Source organism: Haloflavibacter putidus (assembly GCF_006546625.1).
In the GTDB taxonomy this organism is placed as follows: domain Bacteria; phylum Bacteroidota; class Bacteroidia; order Flavobacteriales; family Flavobacteriaceae; genus Mesonia; species Mesonia putida.
Genome location: NZ_VIAR01000019.1, coordinates 1 through 16,849, shown reverse-complemented (window position 1 = coordinate 16,849; position 16,849 = coordinate 1). Strand labels below are relative to the sequence as shown.

At 34.2% G+C, this 16,849-nt stretch carries 18 protein-coding genes; 15 read left to right on the top strand and 3 right to left on the bottom strand.

What is annotated here, in order from left to right:
- Nucleotides 1–3: 3 nt before the first annotated feature.
- A complete protein-coding gene (locus tag FKR84_RS13080; protein WP_141422767.1) occupies nucleotides 4–984 on the bottom strand; it encodes an IS110 family RNA-guided transposase in 981 nt (326 codons plus the stop codon).
- A gap of 715 nt (nucleotides 985–1,699) precedes the next feature.
- On the opposite strand from FKR84_RS13080, the gene FKR84_RS13075 reads away from it, so the two are divergent.
- From FKR84_RS13075 to FKR84_RS13005, 15 genes are all read left to right on the top strand, one after another.
- Entirely contained in the window at nucleotides 1,700–1,906 is a 207-nt protein-coding gene (locus FKR84_RS13075; RefSeq protein ID WP_141422766.1) for a hypothetical protein, read from the top strand.
- Nucleotides 1,906–3,399 carry an oligosaccharide flippase family protein gene (locus FKR84_RS13070; protein WP_233357777.1) on the top strand — a complete coding sequence of 498 codons (1,494 nt, stop codon included), beginning with the start codon at nucleotides 1,906–1,908 and terminating at the stop codon, nucleotides 3,397–3,399. Before FKR84_RS13075 ends, FKR84_RS13070 begins: the two co-directional genes overlap by 1 nt.
- Nucleotides 3,396–4,511 (top strand): glycosyltransferase family 4 protein, encoded by a 1,116-nt coding sequence (locus FKR84_RS13065; RefSeq protein ID WP_141422765.1) that lies wholly within the window; start codon nucleotides 3,396–3,398, stop codon nucleotides 4,509–4,511. Before FKR84_RS13070 ends, FKR84_RS13065 begins: the two co-directional genes overlap by 4 nt.
- Nucleotides 4,504–5,844, top strand: coding sequence for a glycosyltransferase family protein (locus tag FKR84_RS13060; protein WP_141422764.1), 1,341 nt, complete (start codon nucleotides 4,504–4,506; stop codon nucleotides 5,842–5,844). Before FKR84_RS13065 ends, FKR84_RS13060 begins: the two co-directional genes overlap by 8 nt.
- Nucleotides 5,841–6,728 (top strand): glycosyltransferase family 2 protein, encoded by an 888-nt coding sequence (locus tag FKR84_RS13055; RefSeq protein WP_141422763.1) that lies wholly within the window; start codon nucleotides 5,841–5,843, stop codon nucleotides 6,726–6,728. The genes FKR84_RS13060 and FKR84_RS13055 overlap by 4 nt, the downstream gene beginning before the upstream one ends.
- Nucleotides 6,712–7,833, top strand: a complete 1,122-nt coding sequence (locus FKR84_RS13050; protein WP_141422762.1) for a glycosyltransferase family 4 protein — start codon at nucleotides 6,712–6,714, stop codon at nucleotides 7,831–7,833. The genes FKR84_RS13055 and FKR84_RS13050 overlap by 17 nt, the downstream gene beginning before the upstream one ends.
- 119 nt (nucleotides 7,834–7,952) lie before the next feature.
- Nucleotides 7,953–8,825: a sulfotransferase domain-containing protein gene (locus FKR84_RS13045; protein ID WP_233357776.1), complete on the top strand. Its 873-nt coding sequence runs from the start codon at nucleotides 7,953–7,955 to the stop codon at nucleotides 8,823–8,825.
- 1 nt (nucleotide 8,826) lies between these two features.
- A complete protein-coding gene (locus FKR84_RS13040; RefSeq protein ID WP_141422760.1) occupies nucleotides 8,827–9,924 on the top strand; it encodes an EpsG family protein in 1,098 nt (365 codons plus the stop codon).
- 1 nt (nucleotide 9,925) lies between these two features.
- Entirely contained in the window at nucleotides 9,926–10,795 is an 870-nt protein-coding gene (locus tag FKR84_RS13035) for a glycosyltransferase family 2 protein (protein ID WP_141422759.1), read from the top strand.
- A gap of 50 nt (nucleotides 10,796–10,845) precedes the next feature.
- Entirely contained in the window at nucleotides 10,846–11,889 is a 1,044-nt protein-coding gene (locus tag FKR84_RS13030; RefSeq protein ID WP_141422758.1) for an ATP-grasp domain-containing protein, read from the top strand.
- Nucleotides 11,876–13,048 carry a glycosyltransferase family 4 protein gene (locus tag FKR84_RS13025; RefSeq protein WP_141422757.1) on the top strand — a complete coding sequence of 391 codons (1,173 nt, stop codon included), beginning with the start codon at nucleotides 11,876–11,878 and terminating at the stop codon, nucleotides 13,046–13,048. Before FKR84_RS13030 ends, FKR84_RS13025 begins: the two co-directional genes overlap by 14 nt.
- A 37-nt stretch (nucleotides 13,049–13,085) precedes the next feature.
- Nucleotides 13,086–13,445, top strand: coding sequence for a four helix bundle protein (locus FKR84_RS13020; RefSeq protein WP_141422756.1), 360 nt, complete (start codon nucleotides 13,086–13,088; stop codon nucleotides 13,443–13,445).
- A gap of 39 nt (nucleotides 13,446–13,484) precedes the next feature.
- The gene (locus FKR84_RS13015; protein WP_141422755.1) at nucleotides 13,485–14,093 is read left to right on the top strand and encodes a sugar transferase; all 609 of its coding nucleotides are present in this window, start codon (nucleotides 13,485–13,487) and stop codon (nucleotides 14,091–14,093) included.
- Entirely contained in the window at nucleotides 14,090–14,701 is a 612-nt protein-coding gene (locus FKR84_RS13010; RefSeq protein WP_141422754.1) for an acetyltransferase, read from the top strand. The genes FKR84_RS13015 and FKR84_RS13010 overlap by 4 nt, the downstream gene beginning before the upstream one ends.
- Before the next feature lie 154 nt (nucleotides 14,702–14,855).
- The gene (locus FKR84_RS13005) at nucleotides 14,856–16,022 is read left to right on the top strand and encodes a hypothetical protein (protein ID WP_141422753.1); all 1,167 of its coding nucleotides are present in this window, start codon (nucleotides 14,856–14,858) and stop codon (nucleotides 16,020–16,022) included.
- Between the two features lie 4 nt (nucleotides 16,023–16,026).
- Here FKR84_RS13005 and FKR84_RS13000 read toward each other — a convergent pair whose 3' ends face one another.
- Together FKR84_RS13000 and FKR84_RS12995 are read right to left on the bottom strand one after the other, a co-directional pair.
- Complete coding sequence (locus FKR84_RS13000) at nucleotides 16,027–16,230, bottom strand: hypothetical protein (RefSeq protein WP_141422752.1); 204 nt, start codon at nucleotides 16,228–16,230, stop codon at nucleotides 16,027–16,029.
- Nucleotides 16,231–16,232: 2 nt separating this feature from the next.
- On the bottom strand, nucleotides 16,233–16,424 hold the full coding sequence (locus FKR84_RS12995; protein ID WP_141422751.1) for a hypothetical protein: 192 nt from the start codon (nucleotides 16,422–16,424) through the stop codon (nucleotides 16,233–16,235).
- Nucleotides 16,425–16,849: the final 425 nt, after the last annotated feature.

Sequence of the window (16,849 nt, the reverse complement as noted above, 5' to 3'; positions counted from 1 at the left end):
CTTTTAAGCAGATAATTTTACAAAAGGTTCCTCTCTTTTGGCTACTGCAAATATTCTTAATACAAGTTTATTAGCTACAGCATTAATTACGCTCATATGATGTTTTCCATCTTTCACTTTACGGTTATAATAAGTTTTCAATTGAGGATCGTGCTGGACAGCGGTAACAGCTCCTTTTATTAAAATTGCTTTTAATGACTTATCTCTTAAAAAATGAGTTCTTGTCTTACCCCTTATACTACTTCCCGACTGATATGGAAAAGGAGCTAAGCCGCAGTGACAACTAAATTTACGTGGATTGTGAAATTTGGTGAAATTAGCTGTTTCTGTGATGCACTTTATTGCGATTACCGGACCTACTCCGATTACCGCTGTCACTTTTTTATAGCTACTTTTCAACTCTTGGTCAGCTTTAATGATTTCTTGCATCTCATTCTCTATATTTTTTATACTCTTTTGTAGAGATTTATATTGTTTTTTCTCTTCTCTAATTAACATCTTCACATCTATGGTTCGGTTTAATATCTCATTGGCCTTTAAACTATTTTGAACTTGAACGGACATTTTAACGTAACGTTCCCGTGCTGTGATTAGCGCTTTAAGTCTACCTAAGTTTTCTGCAGGTAATTGGTATGGATTTAATTTGTGCTTGTTTGTAATGGCATATTCTGCAATACGGTAGGCATCTTTTATATCACTCTTACCTCTTTGAATACCTAGGGATTTTTTAAGTTCTAAGGGATTTATAAGATAAAAAGCATATTTTTTTCGACTCAAACAGTCTATCAAAGCAGCACCATAATGTCCTGTGTGCTCTAAAGCGAAAACAGTATTAGTTTTATCAAAACCGTCTAACCATTTATTGATAGTTTGACTGTTATTTTCCAAAACCCCTCTGTTTTTTACCTGCACATCATTACTCCCTAACGAACAATAATCTAAAGTGTCTTTAGAAATATCGATTCCTGTTACTATATTTTTCATAACTTTGAATTAGCTATTAAAAAATCTGAAGAACCAATAGGCCTGTGTACTAACGCTATTAATAAGCCTTTAAGCTTTAAATTCTAAATGGTACTAAAACCTAAAAGAGGGCAAGGACTAATGCTCAAGATGAAACTTAAATTTCAAGAGCCGAAATAGTTCACCTTGCCCTCTGGGTTTTCAGAAATTTAATAAGGTTAAACTTCTTGTAAATATAAAATGTAAAACTAATAGCAGAGCCTAAAGGCTCGGCATGATAGTGCGGTTAAATAGACGAAGATTCAAAAGACAAGGACGTAAGGAGGCAAGCGTCAAAATGTATAAAGCAATAAATCCAGACGCAGGACATAGGACTCACGACGAAAGACTGTACACTGTATATTGTAGTATATGAATAACGAATAACTAATTTCTATTTTACCAATACTCAAGTTAACCAATTCACTAATATCCAAATTAACTTATTAACCAATACCCCATTCTCCAATTAACTAGTGAACCAATTTCCAATTAACAGATTTAAAATTAAAAAGAACTGGGAAATTAACTCTACTCCATTAAAAGTTGGTATTTTTGTGGGTTGTAATGTTGAAATTACACGATAGTTACCAATTGTCAAAAAGGTTGGTATTAAGTAAATCCTTACAAAGGCTTGTGTCGATTTATCACTACGAATAATTTCCTGTTTTGAATGGATTTAAAGAGTTATCACATTATGAAAAATTTCAAACGATATTGGGGGGAATACCGAATTTTAGAAGATGAAATAAACGTGTTTTATGCCATAATCGTGTCGCGAGAAATAAAACATCGTAGTGAAAACACGCCAAATAAAACAGGTACTTTTATAACAATGCAACGCGAAAGTCACTTTGGAGAAGACGATAATATAGGATCAAAATACGACTATAACCGAGCATAATGATAGGTAACCTAAAGAAAGCGGCATTTTTATCTTATATAAAGTTGGCAGTCACTAATATTGGGGGTTTGCTGGTAACGCCGTATATCATAAAAATGTTAGGCGATGAAGAATATGGTTTATATACTTTAATCGGTGCTTTTGTAGGCTATTTATCTGTTTTAGATCTGGGACTTAACAATGCTATTGTTCGTTATGTGGCACAATATCGTGCGGAAAAAGATCAAAAAGCCGAAGAGAATTTCCTGGCCCTTAGTCTAATTATTTATATAGGTATAGGTTTGCTGCTGGTGATTTTGGGTGCTATATTTTATGTAAATATAGATAATCTCTTTGGCGATACCTTAGATGCCGCCCAATTAGAAAAAGCCCGATGGATGCTACTAATCTTAATTATAAATATAGGCTTTACCTTGCCTGGGGGTGCTTTTACCGGTATATGTACAGGCTACGAAGCTTTTGTTTTTCCGCGTTGGTTAAGTATTTTTAAATATGTGCTGCGCGTAATTTTGATTATAGCTATTTTAAATTTTGGAGCCAATGCCTTAGGGATTGTAATTTTAGATACTTTGCTCAATTTAGGCTTTATACTGCTAACCATTTGGTTTGTATTTAGTAAACTTAAAGTGCGTATAAAATTACACCGGTTTGAATGGTTATACCTTAAAGAGATATTTGGGTATTCTATTTGGATTTTTATTTTCGGGCTGGTATATCAATTTCAATGGCGAACTGGTCAAGTTATTTTAGGTACGCATCTGTCGCCGGTAGTGGTAGCAGTTTATGGTATTGGGGTAATGTTAGGCGTCTATTTTACTACCTTTGGTAATATTATTAACAGACTTATTCTTCCAAAAGCAGTACAGAGCGTATATAATCAAGCCAATAGTCAGGTTTTGACAGCGCAAATGACAAAAGTTGCCAGAATTTCTTTATTCTTATTACTGTTTATATTCGGTGGGTTTATAGTGGTAGGAAAAGATTTTATACAACTATGGGTGGGTTCTACCTATGCTAACGCCTATTATATTGGAGCAGGAATAATGCTGGTGTATATTATGCCAATTGCGCAAGGTTATGCACATAGCATATTGGAGGCTAAAAAGCTCTTGCGTTTTAAAACCATGAGTTTTCTTATTGCCTGTGTAGTAGGAATGATTGCAGGAGGTATATTGTCTTATACTTACGGGGAGTTAGGGATGATTTTAGGTCTCTTGGTGCCGCTTTTTATATTGCAATGGGTTATTATGAACCTTTATTATCACAAAAAATTAGACTTAAATATTAAATGTTTTTTTCAAAAAACATTACCGCTCTTTTTGATGAGTATTGTGGTTATACCATTGGCCTATTTACTCGCGCAACAATTTGAGATTACTTGGACTAATTTTATACTAAAAGGCTTTTTGTTTGGTTTAATTTTCGGAGTTTTGCTCCTTTTATTATTGCATAAGGTGGAAAAAAAACTTTTATTTAAGCGTTTTACTATATGAAGACAATTGTACACGCCATTGATGAGATGAAAATGGGAGGCGCACAAACGCATTTGCTTACCATTATAAAAGAAATGCGGCGACAACATACCGAAGATGTACATGTTTTGGTGGTTTTATTTGATGATACTCAATTTAAAAAAGAATTAAAAGAACTAGCAATAGAACCAATTTCTTTAGGTTTAAGACCTCTTTTTGAGAAAAGACAGTTTTTAAAAGCTTATAAAAAAATTAAAGATTTACTCCAATCCTTAGAACCGCAAGTTGTGGAAACGCATTTAACGTGGTCCCGCTTATTGGTGAATACTGCAGCCTATCAATTAAAAATAGCAAGGCGTATTGGTTTTGAACAGGGTGATGTTTATATGAACTCAATAAAAATGCGTTTAGCCAATTATGGAGCCCAATTCTTTTTCCATAAAATAATAGTTTGTAGCGATGCTTTAAAAAAATGGGTAATGCAAACGCATAATATTAAGGAAAAAAAACTAAAAGTTCTCTATAATTGTGTTGACTTACAGAAATTTGCACCTGTTAAAGAAAAAGATCTTAAAGCGTATTTAGAATTAGAAGCGGCACCTCCTCGTTATACATTTGTTAGTGTAGGCACTATGGGGAGAGGGGTAAACAAAAGAATGGATATAAGTATTAAGGCAGTGGCTAAATTGCAAAAACAAAATATTGATGCAGGTTTGGTTCTGTGTGGAGATGGAGAGCAACGCTTAGAATTAGAGCAATTGTCCCGTAACGAGGGGGTAGAGAAACAGATTTATTTCTTGGGAAATAGAGAAGATGTAGATAAAATTTTACCACATTGTTACGCCTATATCCATAGTGCAGCTTACGAACCCTTTGGTATTGTGTGCATTGAAGCTATGGCAAGCGGACTTCCGGTTATTTTACCAGATAGCGGAGGAATTCAATATATTATCGAAGATAAAAAAGAAGGTAGAATTTATAAAAGTTTGGATGTAGAAGATATGGCGGAAAAAATGTTGGAACTTATAAATTCAAATACAGCATATGCCAATTATAAAAAAGCAGCGATCAAAGGAGTAGAAAAGTATGGCGTTCGTGCCTATGTAGATAAATTATATCAATTATATGGCTAACAAGAAAGTGTTGATAATAACACCATTTTTTGCTCCGGAAAGCCACGCAGCGGTTTTTCGGGCACACAAATTGGTAAAATATCTTAAAAGAGCAGGTTGGCAACCTATTGTTTTAACCGTAGATACAAATTATAACTATAACGAAGATGCCTCGCTGTTAGAAGAATTAAAAGATATACCAATTCACCGTGCAAAATATATCGAGCCAACTGTGCGCGGCTTAAAAATGTGGCTTACGGGCAAAGACAGAACCTATAAAGCCTTAAAAAAAGAAGAAGAAAATGATAATGTAGCACAAATACCCACTGCTAAGAGAAATTTAGAAAATAAACCGGGGTTTGTACAAAAATTATATAGTTTTTGTTTAGCACACTACTTAAAAAAACCGGACCGTTTTTGGACTTGGAAAAAACCAGCCATTAAAAAAGCAAAACAGCTTATACAACAAGAAAATATAGGTTTGATTTATACCACTTGCTTGCCATTTACCACCAATCAAATTGGTATTGCTTTACGGAAAAGCACCAAGGTAAAGTGGGTAGCAGACTTTAGAGATCCTATTACTTATGCTAAACGAATGCATTCCTCTATTCCGCATGTCTTTAAACTGCAGCGAAAAATACAGGACGAAACTTTTAAGTTTGCTGACCATATTAGTGTACTTTCCTCTTCTTATAAGATGATTTTTCACGATCAATATGAGGGCCAGTATAATGAGAAAATTACTTTTATACCTACTGGCTTAGATGATGATTATATTCCTAAAAAAACCAACATAGAGAATAGTATCGTTTTTGTAGGCGAATATTTAAAGGAATATAAAGGAGATTTCTTTAAAGTATTTAAAAAAACTTTAAATAGATTGCCGAAAGAGAAACGCCCGTTATTAAAAATAATCGGAAATAAAGAAATTAACCAAAAACAGGCTTTACCTTATATTGATGCTTTAAACTTAAGGGCCAACGTAAAATTTATCGACCATTTACCGCAAAAAGAACTTTATATGCATATACAAAATGCAAAATACGCTTTGCTAATACCCGGACTCACTAGTTTATGGTGGACAAATTTTGCCAAAATGGTAGATTATATCGCTTTGCAGAAACCGGTAATTGCGTTTGTTCCTGCTATTAGTGAGGCGCAAAATGAATTAAGTAATGCTGGACTAGGTGTGTTTCTAACTGAAAACAATGAAAGCAATATTAAAAAACTAGAAAATATCTTTTTAGAAGAAAGTGAGAATAAATCTATACAGACGACGTACTGCAAACGTTATTTGGCCTCATCTCAAACCCAAGCCTTTATAGAAATATTTAATCATATTAGTGTATGAAAGCCTTTTCCATCATAATCCCCACCCTAAACCGTACCGAATATTTATTAAACACCTTGCAAGACTTGGTAGGTCAAAAATATAGCCCGGGATTTGAGATATTGGTTATAGATCAGTCAGAAAAACCGGACAAAGCAGTACAAGCTTTTGCGGAAAAAAATACTGTTGTTAAGTATCATTTTATAACGGAGTTCAGAGGCTTACCGGAAGCGCGTAATTATGGTGCTCAGCTAGCTAAACACCCGTACTTGTTGTATTTAGATGATGATATTTCTTGTAAAGAAAATTTGTTGCAAGAGCATGCTAATATCTTAGAAAAAGAAGCAGTTGGCGTATGTGCAGGAGGAATTACCGAAGTTTATAAACCAAATAAAGAGCAACCTGTGGGTAAATTTATCTGGCAAGCTGCTACACCACTACGCGGTTTTCATAAAAAAGATAAAAAAGAAGTAGACCACGCCGGCGGGGGTAACTTTGCAGTAAAAAGAAAAGTTTATTTAGAAGTAAAAGGAATAGACGAGCAGCTTACCAAAGGTGCTGCTCTATACGAGGAAACCGACTTTTGTCTGCGGGTAAAAAAAGCCGGTTATCAAATCTATTTTAATTGTAATGCCCACGTAATGCATCTTGCTGCAGAAACCGGAGGTTGCCGAGTGCCGGAAATAGAAAAGTATATATTTTCATTAAGTCGCAACCGTTCTTTGCTTATTGAGCGACACTTGCCGTGGTATTTTAAAATTACTGCGCATTTATATTTATTAAAACTGGTAGCAGCCTACTATAAAGCTTACCGCAATCCGCATATTTGGAAGAATTATAAGACAGGAAAAACAGAGGGAAAAGCCTTAGGGAAATTAGATTTGAAAAATGAGCAAACAAAATAAAACCCTTCTTCTAATCTCCTATGATTTTCCCCCTTCTACCGGGGGAATAGCCCGTTTATGCCATGAAATTATTATGCATATGCACCATTATTACCGGCATATTCATGTTATTACCATTCAAAAAGAGGGGGTAGCTGTTCCATATCAAGATATGCAAGAAGTTTCCTTGCATTTTTTACCCGCCCAACGTGGCAAGGCCGAATTTAAAGCATTACAGCTTTTAAAAAAATGGTCGGATAAAGAAAATACAGAGGTGCTTTGTGGTTTATGGCATCCCGATGCCGCTTTGGCGCTTTTGGCTGGCATGTCCAATGTTTTTGTCTTGACCCACGGCGCCGAGTTATTAACCGGTAATAGTAAATTTAGAAAATATTTATGGCAACCGCTTTATGCGAAATGGGTGTTAGGCAAAGCCAAGAAAGTTATCGCCAACAGTAGCTTTACGGAAAGCTTAGTTAGAAAAATTAATCCGAAAGCTAAGACAATAGCTTTGCCCTTGGGTGTCAATCCAAGTTTTTTTAAACCAATGTCCAACAAAAAACAGGATGGCAAAATTAAAATTTGTACGGTTTCCAGGATTTTACAATTTAAAGGCCTTGATTTTATTTTAGAAAGTTTAGAAAGCTTACCTTGTAAATATAGAGAACAAATAGAATGGCATATTGCGGGTACCGGCCCCTATTTAGAAAACTTGAAACAATTAGCAAAAAGCAGCAGTATTGCAAAGCAAATCTATTTTCATGGCTTTGTTTCGGATAAAGTTTTGCCAAAATTCTATAACCAACATGATTTGTTTATTTTAGCCACCAGACAAGCAGATACTTCCACACAAGTAGAGGGCTTTGGCTTGGTTTTTTTAGAAGCCCAAGCCTGTGGCGTGCCGGTTATAGGAACAAAAACAGGAGGAATCCCCGATGCAATTAAAGAAGGAGAAGGTGGTTGGTTAATTGCACAAGACAACCGAGAGGAGTTAACAGCCTTGTTGAAAAAACTGATAGATAAACCGGAACTCCTGTCTAAAGCCGGAAAAAAAGCCAGGGAACGGGTAGAAATGCATTCCAATTGGGGAAATTATATAAAAAAGTTAAATAGGTTATTAGAATGAAAGTACTAAAAAAGTTACTTAGTCTAAGGTTCAAAAATCGCATAAGGACTTTAATAAATTTTATTTCACTTAGAAAGATAAAGAACTCTAATAGTAATCTAGAAAACTCCTTACTAATTATGGGAGAGATGCGATCTGGTACCACGTGGTTAGGTGAAATTTTGACAAAAATGTTAGATGCTCGTCTGATTTTTGAACCTTTAAATTATGAATTTACAGATTATAAACAATTAGGAAAAGGGCTGTTATACGCTGATGAAAATACTAATAATGCAGTTTTATTGAAGATTTACAATAAAATTCTAAGTGGCAATTTACCTTTAAATTATTTTGTTGATAAAAACAATTTACCAGGCAATAAAAAATATCGAGTAATAAAATCTTTGCGAATGTCGTGGAGTATTCCTTATATAAATAAGAATTTTAGTGAAATTTCTATCATTTATATTTTACGGCATCCAATGGGCTCTTTGGCAAGTCAAGTTAAAGTGGCAAAAAATCATAAAGAACAATTAAGCATTTCTAAATGGTATTACGGCGAACTCCTTAATCATCCGATTCTTAAAAAGAAACTATGGCAAATTTATGGAGAACTTAAAATAAACTCTAATGATTACAGGATCTATAAATTAGGTTCATTATTGGCGCATTATAGAATAATTCTAGATACTTATAAGGAAAATAAATTTTTGATAGTTTTTTATGAGGATCTAGTTCTAGAACCGAAAAGAAGTTTGCTTGAGATTTCTGATTATTTGGAAAATAAAATGGAGTTATCTGATATTAATCTTGACGTTTTAAAGAAACCAAGTAAGACAACTAAAAAGTCTGAAATAGAATCAATTCAACATGAAACAGTTCATAAAAAATGGCAGCGAGATTTTGATCAGAATTTTATGCAGCAATATGAGAAAATGTTAAAACACTTCGAATTAAATAATTTTTATGATGAAAAAGGCTTACCTAATCGTTCTTTTTTAAAACAAATATGAGGTGATCCCTATAGAATATTATATCCCAACCTATTATGTGGCTATCAGCTTGGTGCTGGTATTTAGCACCTTACCCTTGTTTAAGTATACTTATTTAGAAAATTTCCCAACCATAAATTTACAGGCAGGGAGTGTTTTTTTATTATTAGTAACCATAGGTTTTATAGGTTTACGGGATCCTTGGGGGCATTGGTCTTATTTAGGAGATACGGGAGCCTATACCCGCACATACGATTTGATACAAGAAGGAATTCGTACGGAGTTTAGTAAAGATGTTGGTTTTTATATTTTTATGAAACTCTGTTCCCAAATTATGGGGATACAAGGTTTTTATTTGCTTTCGGCTATTCTTTATGTGGGGTTGCCTTATCTAACGTTTAAAAAATGGTTTGGGCAATATGCTTTTTTTGCATTGGCAGCTTTTGTGGCTGCCATGTCTTTTTGGAGTTTTGGTATTAACGGGGTTAGAAGCGGTTTGGCTAGTTCTATTTTTATCTTTGCTTTGAGTTTTCGGGATAAAAAATGGGTGTTATACGCTTTGATGCTTTTAGCAATTACATTTCATAAATCTATGCTACTACCCATGGCGGCATATATTTTTGCTAGTTTTTATAACAATACCAAAGTTCTAATGCTGGTATGGTTAGGTGCTATTCCGGTTAGTTTGGTAGTTGGGCAAGAATTAGAAACCTTAATAAGCGGTATTTTTACTTCCGACACCGTAATAGCAGACGAGCGAGCGTTGACCTACTTTTCCGGCGACGATAAAGATTTATATACGGAACAACGTTTCCGTTTAGACTTTGTAATTTATAGTGCTATCCCAATACTTTTAGCGTATTGGCAGCTATTTAAAAACAAGTATAAAAACAAACTATTTACATTTCTAATAAATATCTATCTAATAGCCAATACCGCTTGGATTTTACTAATTTATGTGCCATACACCAATCGGTTGGCATATTTATCTTGGTTTTTGATGCCAGTAATCTTAATTTTTCCGTTTATAACTATAAAAGAATTTAAGTCTAATAATAAAGTAATAGGTTTTATTTTATTCGGCTCCTTAATTTTTAGTCTTTTAATGCAATTTAGATAATATGAAAGCTGCAATTGCGGTAGTAACACCTGTTTATAATGGCGAAAATTCTATACAAAAAGCCATTAATTCTTTACTTGTCCAAAGTTTTACCAATTGGGTAAGCATAATTGTAAACGATGGCTCTACCGATGGTACTTCCCGTATTTTACTAAAATATCAAAAAGATGATCGCTTTATAATACTAAATTTTAAAGAAAATAAAGGAAGACCTCATGCCAGACAAGCTGCATTAGATAAAATTAGAGAGTTAGATATAAAATATATGGCTATGTTAGATGCAGACGATTGGTATTATCCGGATAAATTAGCATATCAATATAGGTTTATGGAAGAAAGTCCGAAGGTTGCATTACTGTCTATGTCTATTGGTGTAAGTAATAAAAAAAATGAATTGGCTCAGGTTTTAGAGTCTTATAATTTAAAAAGAAATTTAATGTTCCAATCTTACGATGAATATAAGACAGTTTCGCATGCTTCCTCTATTATTAGAGTTGAGGCCGTAGGATTATATGATTATGACCTGGAGATGAGTTACGCAGAAGATCAGGATTTTATGCGTAGATTTTTAATAAATAAAAAATATGTCTTTATTCCTAAGGTAGTTTATATTTATAATAGAGAAGATTCATTTTCGTTAGCTAAATATAGAAATTCTTTGCGTTGCAGTAGGTTAAGTTATTCTAAGTTAAAATTACCTTTTTATAGAACTTTTAAAGCATTTCTATTTAATTATATGCGACTATCTTTTGTCAGTGTTTTAAGTTTGACAGGTATGTTAAAGTTCTATCTTAAAATGATTGGCAGAGAACCGGTAGTAAGCGAAATTGATACATTTGAAAAATTCAATCGAAAATTAGGGAAGGTATAATGAACTTTATTAAAAGTAAATAGGAAAAATCTAAATTTAAAAAGACTATAATGAAATTTGCAATCCTAATTAATAAAAATGATAAACAACATTCTACCAGCTGGAGTTTGCCTTGGCAGGAATATTTGGAAAAAAACAATTTAGAATATGAGATTGTTAATCCCTATAAACTCGCAGTTATAAAAGAGTTAATGGCATTTGATGTGATTCTGTGGCATTATAGCAACTACTCTTTTAAAGATATGTTGATGGCTAGAAATATTCTAAATACGTTAGAATTTCATGGCAAATTGGTTTTTCCTTCTTTTAACGATTCATGGCATTTTGACGATAAACTAGCAGAAACATATTTACTGGAAAGTATTAATGCCCCAATACCTAAGTCTTTTTATTTTTATGATTTACTAAGCCTTAATAAAACCATACACAGTGAAGATATTTTATTTCCAGTGATAGCAAAATTAAGAAATGGCTCGGGATCTCATAATGTCACCAAAATAGATTCAGTAGAGGAATTGCGTAAGTATAGCAAAAAGATGTTTACGGTCGGAATTAATAGTGCTCCTAATTTAATGTATAAAGCTTCTTCCAATATAAAATCTTCCGGAAGTTTAAAAACTTTTATCAAGAGAGCTAAGCGAATTCCTGAATTTTTACGTTCGTTAGCGAATGCAAAAAAGTTTAATAGAGAAAGAGGATACGTTTTTTTACAGGAATTTATACCAAATGATGGCTTTGATTTAAAGATTGTAGTGGTAGGGGATAAGTTATCTTTTATAGGGAGGCAAATTAGAAAAGGAGAATATAGAGCTTCCGGAGGAGGAAGTATATTCTATGATAAAAACAAAATTTCTAAAGATATAATAGATTCTGCTTTTAGAACTTCCGATGCGTTGGGATTTAATTGTATGGGATATGATTATGTGATAGATAATAGTACAGGTCAAGGAAAAATAATCGAGATTAGCTATGGTTTTTCACACCAAGCACTATTAAATGCTGAAGGATTCTTCGATAGAAATGGTAATTGGCACTCTGAGCCTTTAAACGCGCCTTTTGAAATAATAAAACGTTTCCTTAATGCCCAAACCTAAACTCATTCGCATCACCACCGTTCCTCTATCGCTTCAAGTACTTTTAAAAGGACAATTGGCTTTTATGGCAGAGCATTTTCAGGTGTTGGCGGTTTCGGCGGGACCGCAAAAAGCATTGGAGATGATAAGCGAGCGCGAGGGAGTGGCTACGCATTTAATTAGTATGACTCGCGCTATAACCCCTATAGCAGATTTAAAAGCTTTATGGGAATTATATCGTCTATTAAAAAAAGAAAAACCGGTAATTGTACATACGCATACACCCAAAGCGGGAATTATTGGTATGTTGGCTGCCAAACTTGCCGGAATACCACACAGATTACATACAGTAGCCGGTTTACCTTTAATGGAAGCCAGCGGAAAGAAGCGTTGGTTGCTAAATAAAGTAGAAAAGCTCACCTATTCCTGCGCTACTAAAGTTTATCCAAACAGTAAAGGTTTGTATGATTTTATATTGCAAGAGAAATTTACCACTGCAGGCAAGCTAAGAATCATAGCTCAAGGTAGTTCTAACGGCATCAACACCCAACATTTTAATCCGCAGGTATACAACAAAACTCAAAACTTGAATTTACGCAAGAAATTAAATATTCAAGAAGAAGATTTTGTATTTGTATTTGTAGGTCGGTTGGTAGGTGACAAAGGTATCAATGAGTTAGTAGATGCATTTAAAAGCCTATATCATCTCGAGCGGAGTCGAGAGACAAGACTTTTATTAGTTGGTCCTTATGAAACAGAACTCGATCCTTTAAAAAAAGTAACACTTCAAGAAATAAACACAAACCCCAACATCATTTCAGTAGGTTACCAAGAAGACGTACGTCCTTATTTTGCGATAAGTAATGCCTTGGTTTTTCCGAGTTATCGCGAGGGCTTTCCTAATGTTGTGCTACAAGCCGGAGCAATGGGTTTACCATCTATTGTTACCAATATAAACGGCTGTAATGAAATTGTTAAGCAAGACGAAAACGGCTTGATTATTCCACCAAAAAATGTACAAGCCTTACAAAATGCAATGCAGAAAATTGCTTCGGACAAAATCTTATACCAAAATTTACAAAAGAACGCCCGACCATTGATTTGTAACCGGTTTGAGCAGCATTTGGTTTGGGAAGCGCTTTTGGAAGAGTATGAAAGTTTACTCGAGACTCGGGATTAGGGATTAGAAGCTAGAAATTAGTTAATAAAATTGGTATATGAAAACACACGAGAATTTAGACGTATGGAAAAAATCAATAAATTTGGTTACGGATATTTATACAATATCAAAATGCTTTCCTAAAGAAGAAACTTATGGTTTAAAGAGTCAAATAAGAAGAGCTGCGATTTCTGTTCCGTCAAATATAGCTGTGGGAGCTGCCCGACAAACAAATAAGGAGTTTATTCAGTTTTTGTATATTGCTTTAGGGAGTCTTAAAGAATTAGAAACCCAGTTACTAATTGCTTACAAATTAAATTTTATAACAGAAAAGAAATATGAGGATGTTTGTCAACCAGTTGAGGAAGTTGGAAAAATGCTTAGTGGTCTTATTTCCTATAGAAAATCAAAACCTTAATTCCTAGTCACTAGTAACTAGTCACTAATTCCGAAAATAATGTACAAAACCCTCCTCAAACCCATCTTCGATTTCCTCGCCGCCTTAGTGGGATTGCTAATTCTGAGCCCTATTTTTATCGTCGTAACCCTTGCTTTGACCATCGCCAATAATGGAAAGCCTTTTTTTGTACAAAAACGACCGGGAAAAGATGAGCGTATTTTTAAGATTATCAAATTTAAAACGATGAACGATAAAAGAGATGTAGCCGGAAATTTATTGCCCGATTCAGACCGACTTACAAAAGTGGGGAAGTTGGTTCGAAAAATCAGCTTAGACGAAATACCGCAATTGCTCAATGTACTTAAGGGCGATATGAGTTTGGTAGGACCGCGGCCGTTATTGCCGGAATACTTAGCTTTGTACAACAAAGAACAAAAGAAAAGACACCAAGTGCGTCCCGGCATTACCGGATGGGCACAAGTAAACGGACGGAACGCAATTTCTTGGCAAGATAAGTTTGCTTATGATGTTTGGTATGTAAAGCATCAAAGTTTTTTAGTAGATTTAAAAATTCTAGGAAAAACAGTAAAAAAGGTAGTGGTTTCGGAAGGAATTTCGGCGGAAGGCAATGCAACCATAAAACCTTTTAAGGGGAATCAGGTATGAGAAATAAAAATATTAATCTTTATGGAGCTAGCGGTCATGCTAAAGTAGTTATCGACTCCATTATGTCTTCTGATGATTTTTATATCGGGAAAATTTATGATGATAACAGGCATATTGATAAACTCTCAGGGTTTTCTGTTAGGCATTCTTCCGAAATTGATGACAAAAGTGATTTTATTATTAGTATAGGAAATAATCAAACCCGTAAGAAAATTGTCAACCAGTATGATTTTACCTTTACGGAAGCGATAGTGCATTTCAAAGCTATTGTATCTCCGTTTGCTATATTAGGTAATGGCAGTGTTGTTATGCCTTTAGCTGTAATTAATGCCGCTAGCAAAATAGGAGAACATGTGATTATCAATACCGGTTCAATTATAGAACATGATTGTGTACTCCAAGACTTTTGTCATATTTCGCCCAATGCGACATTAGCAGGAGGAGTAATAATTGGAGAAGAGACGCATATTGGTACAGGAGCGATTGTATTACCAGGCTTGCGTATTGGCAAAAACTGTACAATCGGCGCCGGGGCAGTAGTAACCAAAAACATTCCTGACAATTGCACCGCAGTGGGCATTCCGGCGAAACCCATTAAATTTGGTTAAGACTAAATAGGCTAGTGAAACGGTACACCGTATGCTGTATATTGTAGCCTTGTGAGAAATCAGTAAACAGGGAGTCTCTTAGGTATAAAACGAAAGGACAGAATTACCTAAGCAACCCAAGAATATCAAACCAACGCAAAACGAACCAGCTAAAATGCAACTAAAATACCAACCCGACTTAGATTTAAAAACGCGTTTAAAAGATCTCCAACCCGATGCTTCCAACGCATGGCGTTTTTTCTTGGTAAGCTATATTAATTTTGCTATACATTTGAATAAAGCTGAGGTTGATAGAAAGCATTTTTTGGAGCGTACCCGTTCTTCCAAAGTAAATTTCATAATTCCTTTTACAGTGCAACATATAGGAAAATTATATGAGGCATTAAGCCGTAAGAATCCTCCAGATTATCTAAAATACAGATTACTTCAAGGCGTAAATAGAAATAAAATTTGGTTTAGGTTTTATTTAGATGAAATCGATGAAGCATATAAGCTCAAAAAAGAAACTAATCCTAGAGCACAGGTATATTTAGACTATTTAAAACAAAATGAATCCAAAATTAGACACTTCGATTTCTTTTTGTATAGGCAAACATTTAAGAATCACACCATATCTTTTGAGAGCTATGCGCAGGCTAAGTTAGGTTCAGATTTCATACGTCTCGGTTTGTACGAAAATCGCTTAATACATTTTTTTGTACAATTGGATAATCTATATTTTAAAACGCAAATTTTTTTAGAAAGAAAAATAAAAGAGAAAGAAATACAAGACATCATTCAAGAAAACTTCGATTTCGAGCAATATGCCTCCCCTATAATTTTTATAGACTATCCCAAACAACTTGCCATTTACAAAAGATTGCTTAAAAACTGGCTGTTGATGGAAGTAGAGAAAAGAAAAAGAGAATTCAACTGGCAAGAAGATACTATTTATGAACCCTATAAAACCGTTTTTAAATTTGCCGAACAACTTTTAGATCCAAAAGAAAAAGATTATCTTATTAAAGATAGCCCCGAGTTTTTTCAATACCCAAAGCATATTTTTGCCGGCTTTAAAGCCTATAAATTGTTTATGGAATACCTGCCAAGTTTATCAAGCCAAGCTAGGTTTACTTTCCTTTACCGGTATATGCGAGAGGAAGAAGATCCTGCTTTTAGGATTTTGGTAGAACCGGCAGCTTTTTTAGACTGGTATAACCAGGTAAGACAAAACCAACTTTTTGACATCAACCAGCCCTTATACAAAGTACAAACAAACGATCGGCTGCAAGGTTACAAAATGATCAAGAAAATTATACAAGAAATTTACCCTAATGTTTAAGATTTTAATGACAAAGCGCTTCAAAGTCTTCTATGCTAATGCCATAATATTCCGCCGCCTCCCGGTTTAAAACTACGTGAGATTTCTGTTTGTTAAAATACTGCTGAATTAATTTGAACTCCCTATACGCCGTGGTCATACTCACATTCTTAAATAAACTAAGATCGCAGGCATCTATAATTCGTATGCGTGGCTGGGAGGTATGCATAATTATTCCTTCAGTATAGCTTCAAAATCTTCTACACCAATCCCATAATACTCCGCAACTTCTTTATTAGTAACGCAGTGATGGGGTAGTTTGTCAAAGTAATCTTTAATCTTGCGCATCTCGCGTTGTGCTGTTCGTTTTTTTACGCCTTTATAGCGTTGCAATAATTCCGTGTTAACAAGCCGTATTCTCATAATAAATAGTTTCTTACTCAAAACTAATTCAGTAAACCATTTTTTAAAAAGCAGTTTTACATTTATTCCCTGCAAAACAGAAGAAATTTACTGCAATAAAGAAGCAAGGTTTATTATTGTTGATTTTACACGGGGTAGAAAATGAAGGGTTATTTTTTTAATAAGCTGAAAAAAAAACTTTTCACCTAATCTTTTAAAAATTTTTATTACTAGTGTCCGTTTAAATTAATCAAAACGAATGACACACCAATAATAGCCAAGGATTTTGAGAGATTTATAGTATAATGTAAGCTTCCCTTAAAACCGAACTGTTTAAAAGTAGAATATTTATCTTAAATTTAAACAGTATGAAAAAGAGTAAATTTTCCCCACAACAGATCGCTAAGATCCTCAAAGAATTTGATAACGGAAAAACGGCCGTTGAA

Excerpts from the sequence above, each read along its gene's own strand:
- FKR84_RS13055 (WP_141422763.1), top strand. The coding sequence starts at position 5,841 with ATGAAAGCCTTTTCCATCATAATCCCCACCCTAAACCGTACCGAATAT.
- FKR84_RS13025 (WP_141422757.1), top strand. The coding sequence starts at position 11,876 with ATGCCCAAACCTAAACTCATTCGCATCACCACCGTTCCTCTATCGCTT.
- FKR84_RS13005 (WP_141422753.1), top strand. The coding sequence starts at position 14,856 with ATGCAACTAAAATACCAACCCGACTTAGATTTAAAAACGCGTTTAAAA.
- FKR84_RS13065 (WP_141422765.1), top strand. The coding sequence starts at position 3,396 with ATGAAGACAATTGTACACGCCATTGATGAGATGAAAATGGGAGGCGCA.
- FKR84_RS13080 (WP_141422767.1), bottom strand. The coding sequence starts at position 984 with ATGAAAAATATAGTAACAGGAATCGATATTTCTAAAGACACTTTAGAT.
- FKR84_RS13060 (WP_141422764.1), top strand. The coding sequence starts at position 4,504 with ATGGCTAACAAGAAAGTGTTGATAATAACACCATTTTTTGCTCCGGAA.
- FKR84_RS13000 (WP_141422752.1), bottom strand. The coding sequence starts at position 16,230 with ATGCATACCTCCCAGCCACGCATACGAATTATAGATGCCTGCGATCTT.
- FKR84_RS13010 (WP_141422754.1), top strand. The coding sequence starts at position 14,090 with ATGAGAAATAAAAATATTAATCTTTATGGAGCTAGCGGTCATGCTAAA.
- FKR84_RS13015 (WP_141422755.1), top strand. The coding sequence starts at position 13,485 with ATGTACAAAACCCTCCTCAAACCCATCTTCGATTTCCTCGCCGCCTTA.
- FKR84_RS13020 (WP_141422756.1), top strand. The coding sequence starts at position 13,086 with ATGAAAACACACGAGAATTTAGACGTATGGAAAAAATCAATAAATTTG.
- FKR84_RS13075 (WP_141422766.1), top strand. The coding sequence starts at position 1,700 with ATGAAAAATTTCAAACGATATTGGGGGGAATACCGAATTTTAGAAGAT.
- FKR84_RS12995 (WP_141422751.1), bottom strand. The coding sequence starts at position 16,424 with ATGAGAATACGGCTTGTTAACACGGAATTATTGCAACGCTATAAAGGC.
- FKR84_RS13035 (WP_141422759.1), top strand. The coding sequence starts at position 9,926 with ATGAAAGCTGCAATTGCGGTAGTAACACCTGTTTATAATGGCGAAAAT.
- FKR84_RS13070 (WP_233357777.1), top strand. The coding sequence starts at position 1,906 with ATGATAGGTAACCTAAAGAAAGCGGCATTTTTATCTTATATAAAGTTG.
- FKR84_RS13050 (WP_141422762.1), top strand. The coding sequence starts at position 6,712 with ATGAGCAAACAAAATAAAACCCTTCTTCTAATCTCCTATGATTTTCCC.
- FKR84_RS13030 (WP_141422758.1), top strand. The coding sequence starts at position 10,846 with ATGAAATTTGCAATCCTAATTAATAAAAATGATAAACAACATTCTACC.
- FKR84_RS13045 (WP_233357776.1), top strand. The coding sequence starts at position 7,953 with ATGGGAGAGATGCGATCTGGTACCACGTGGTTAGGTGAAATTTTGACA.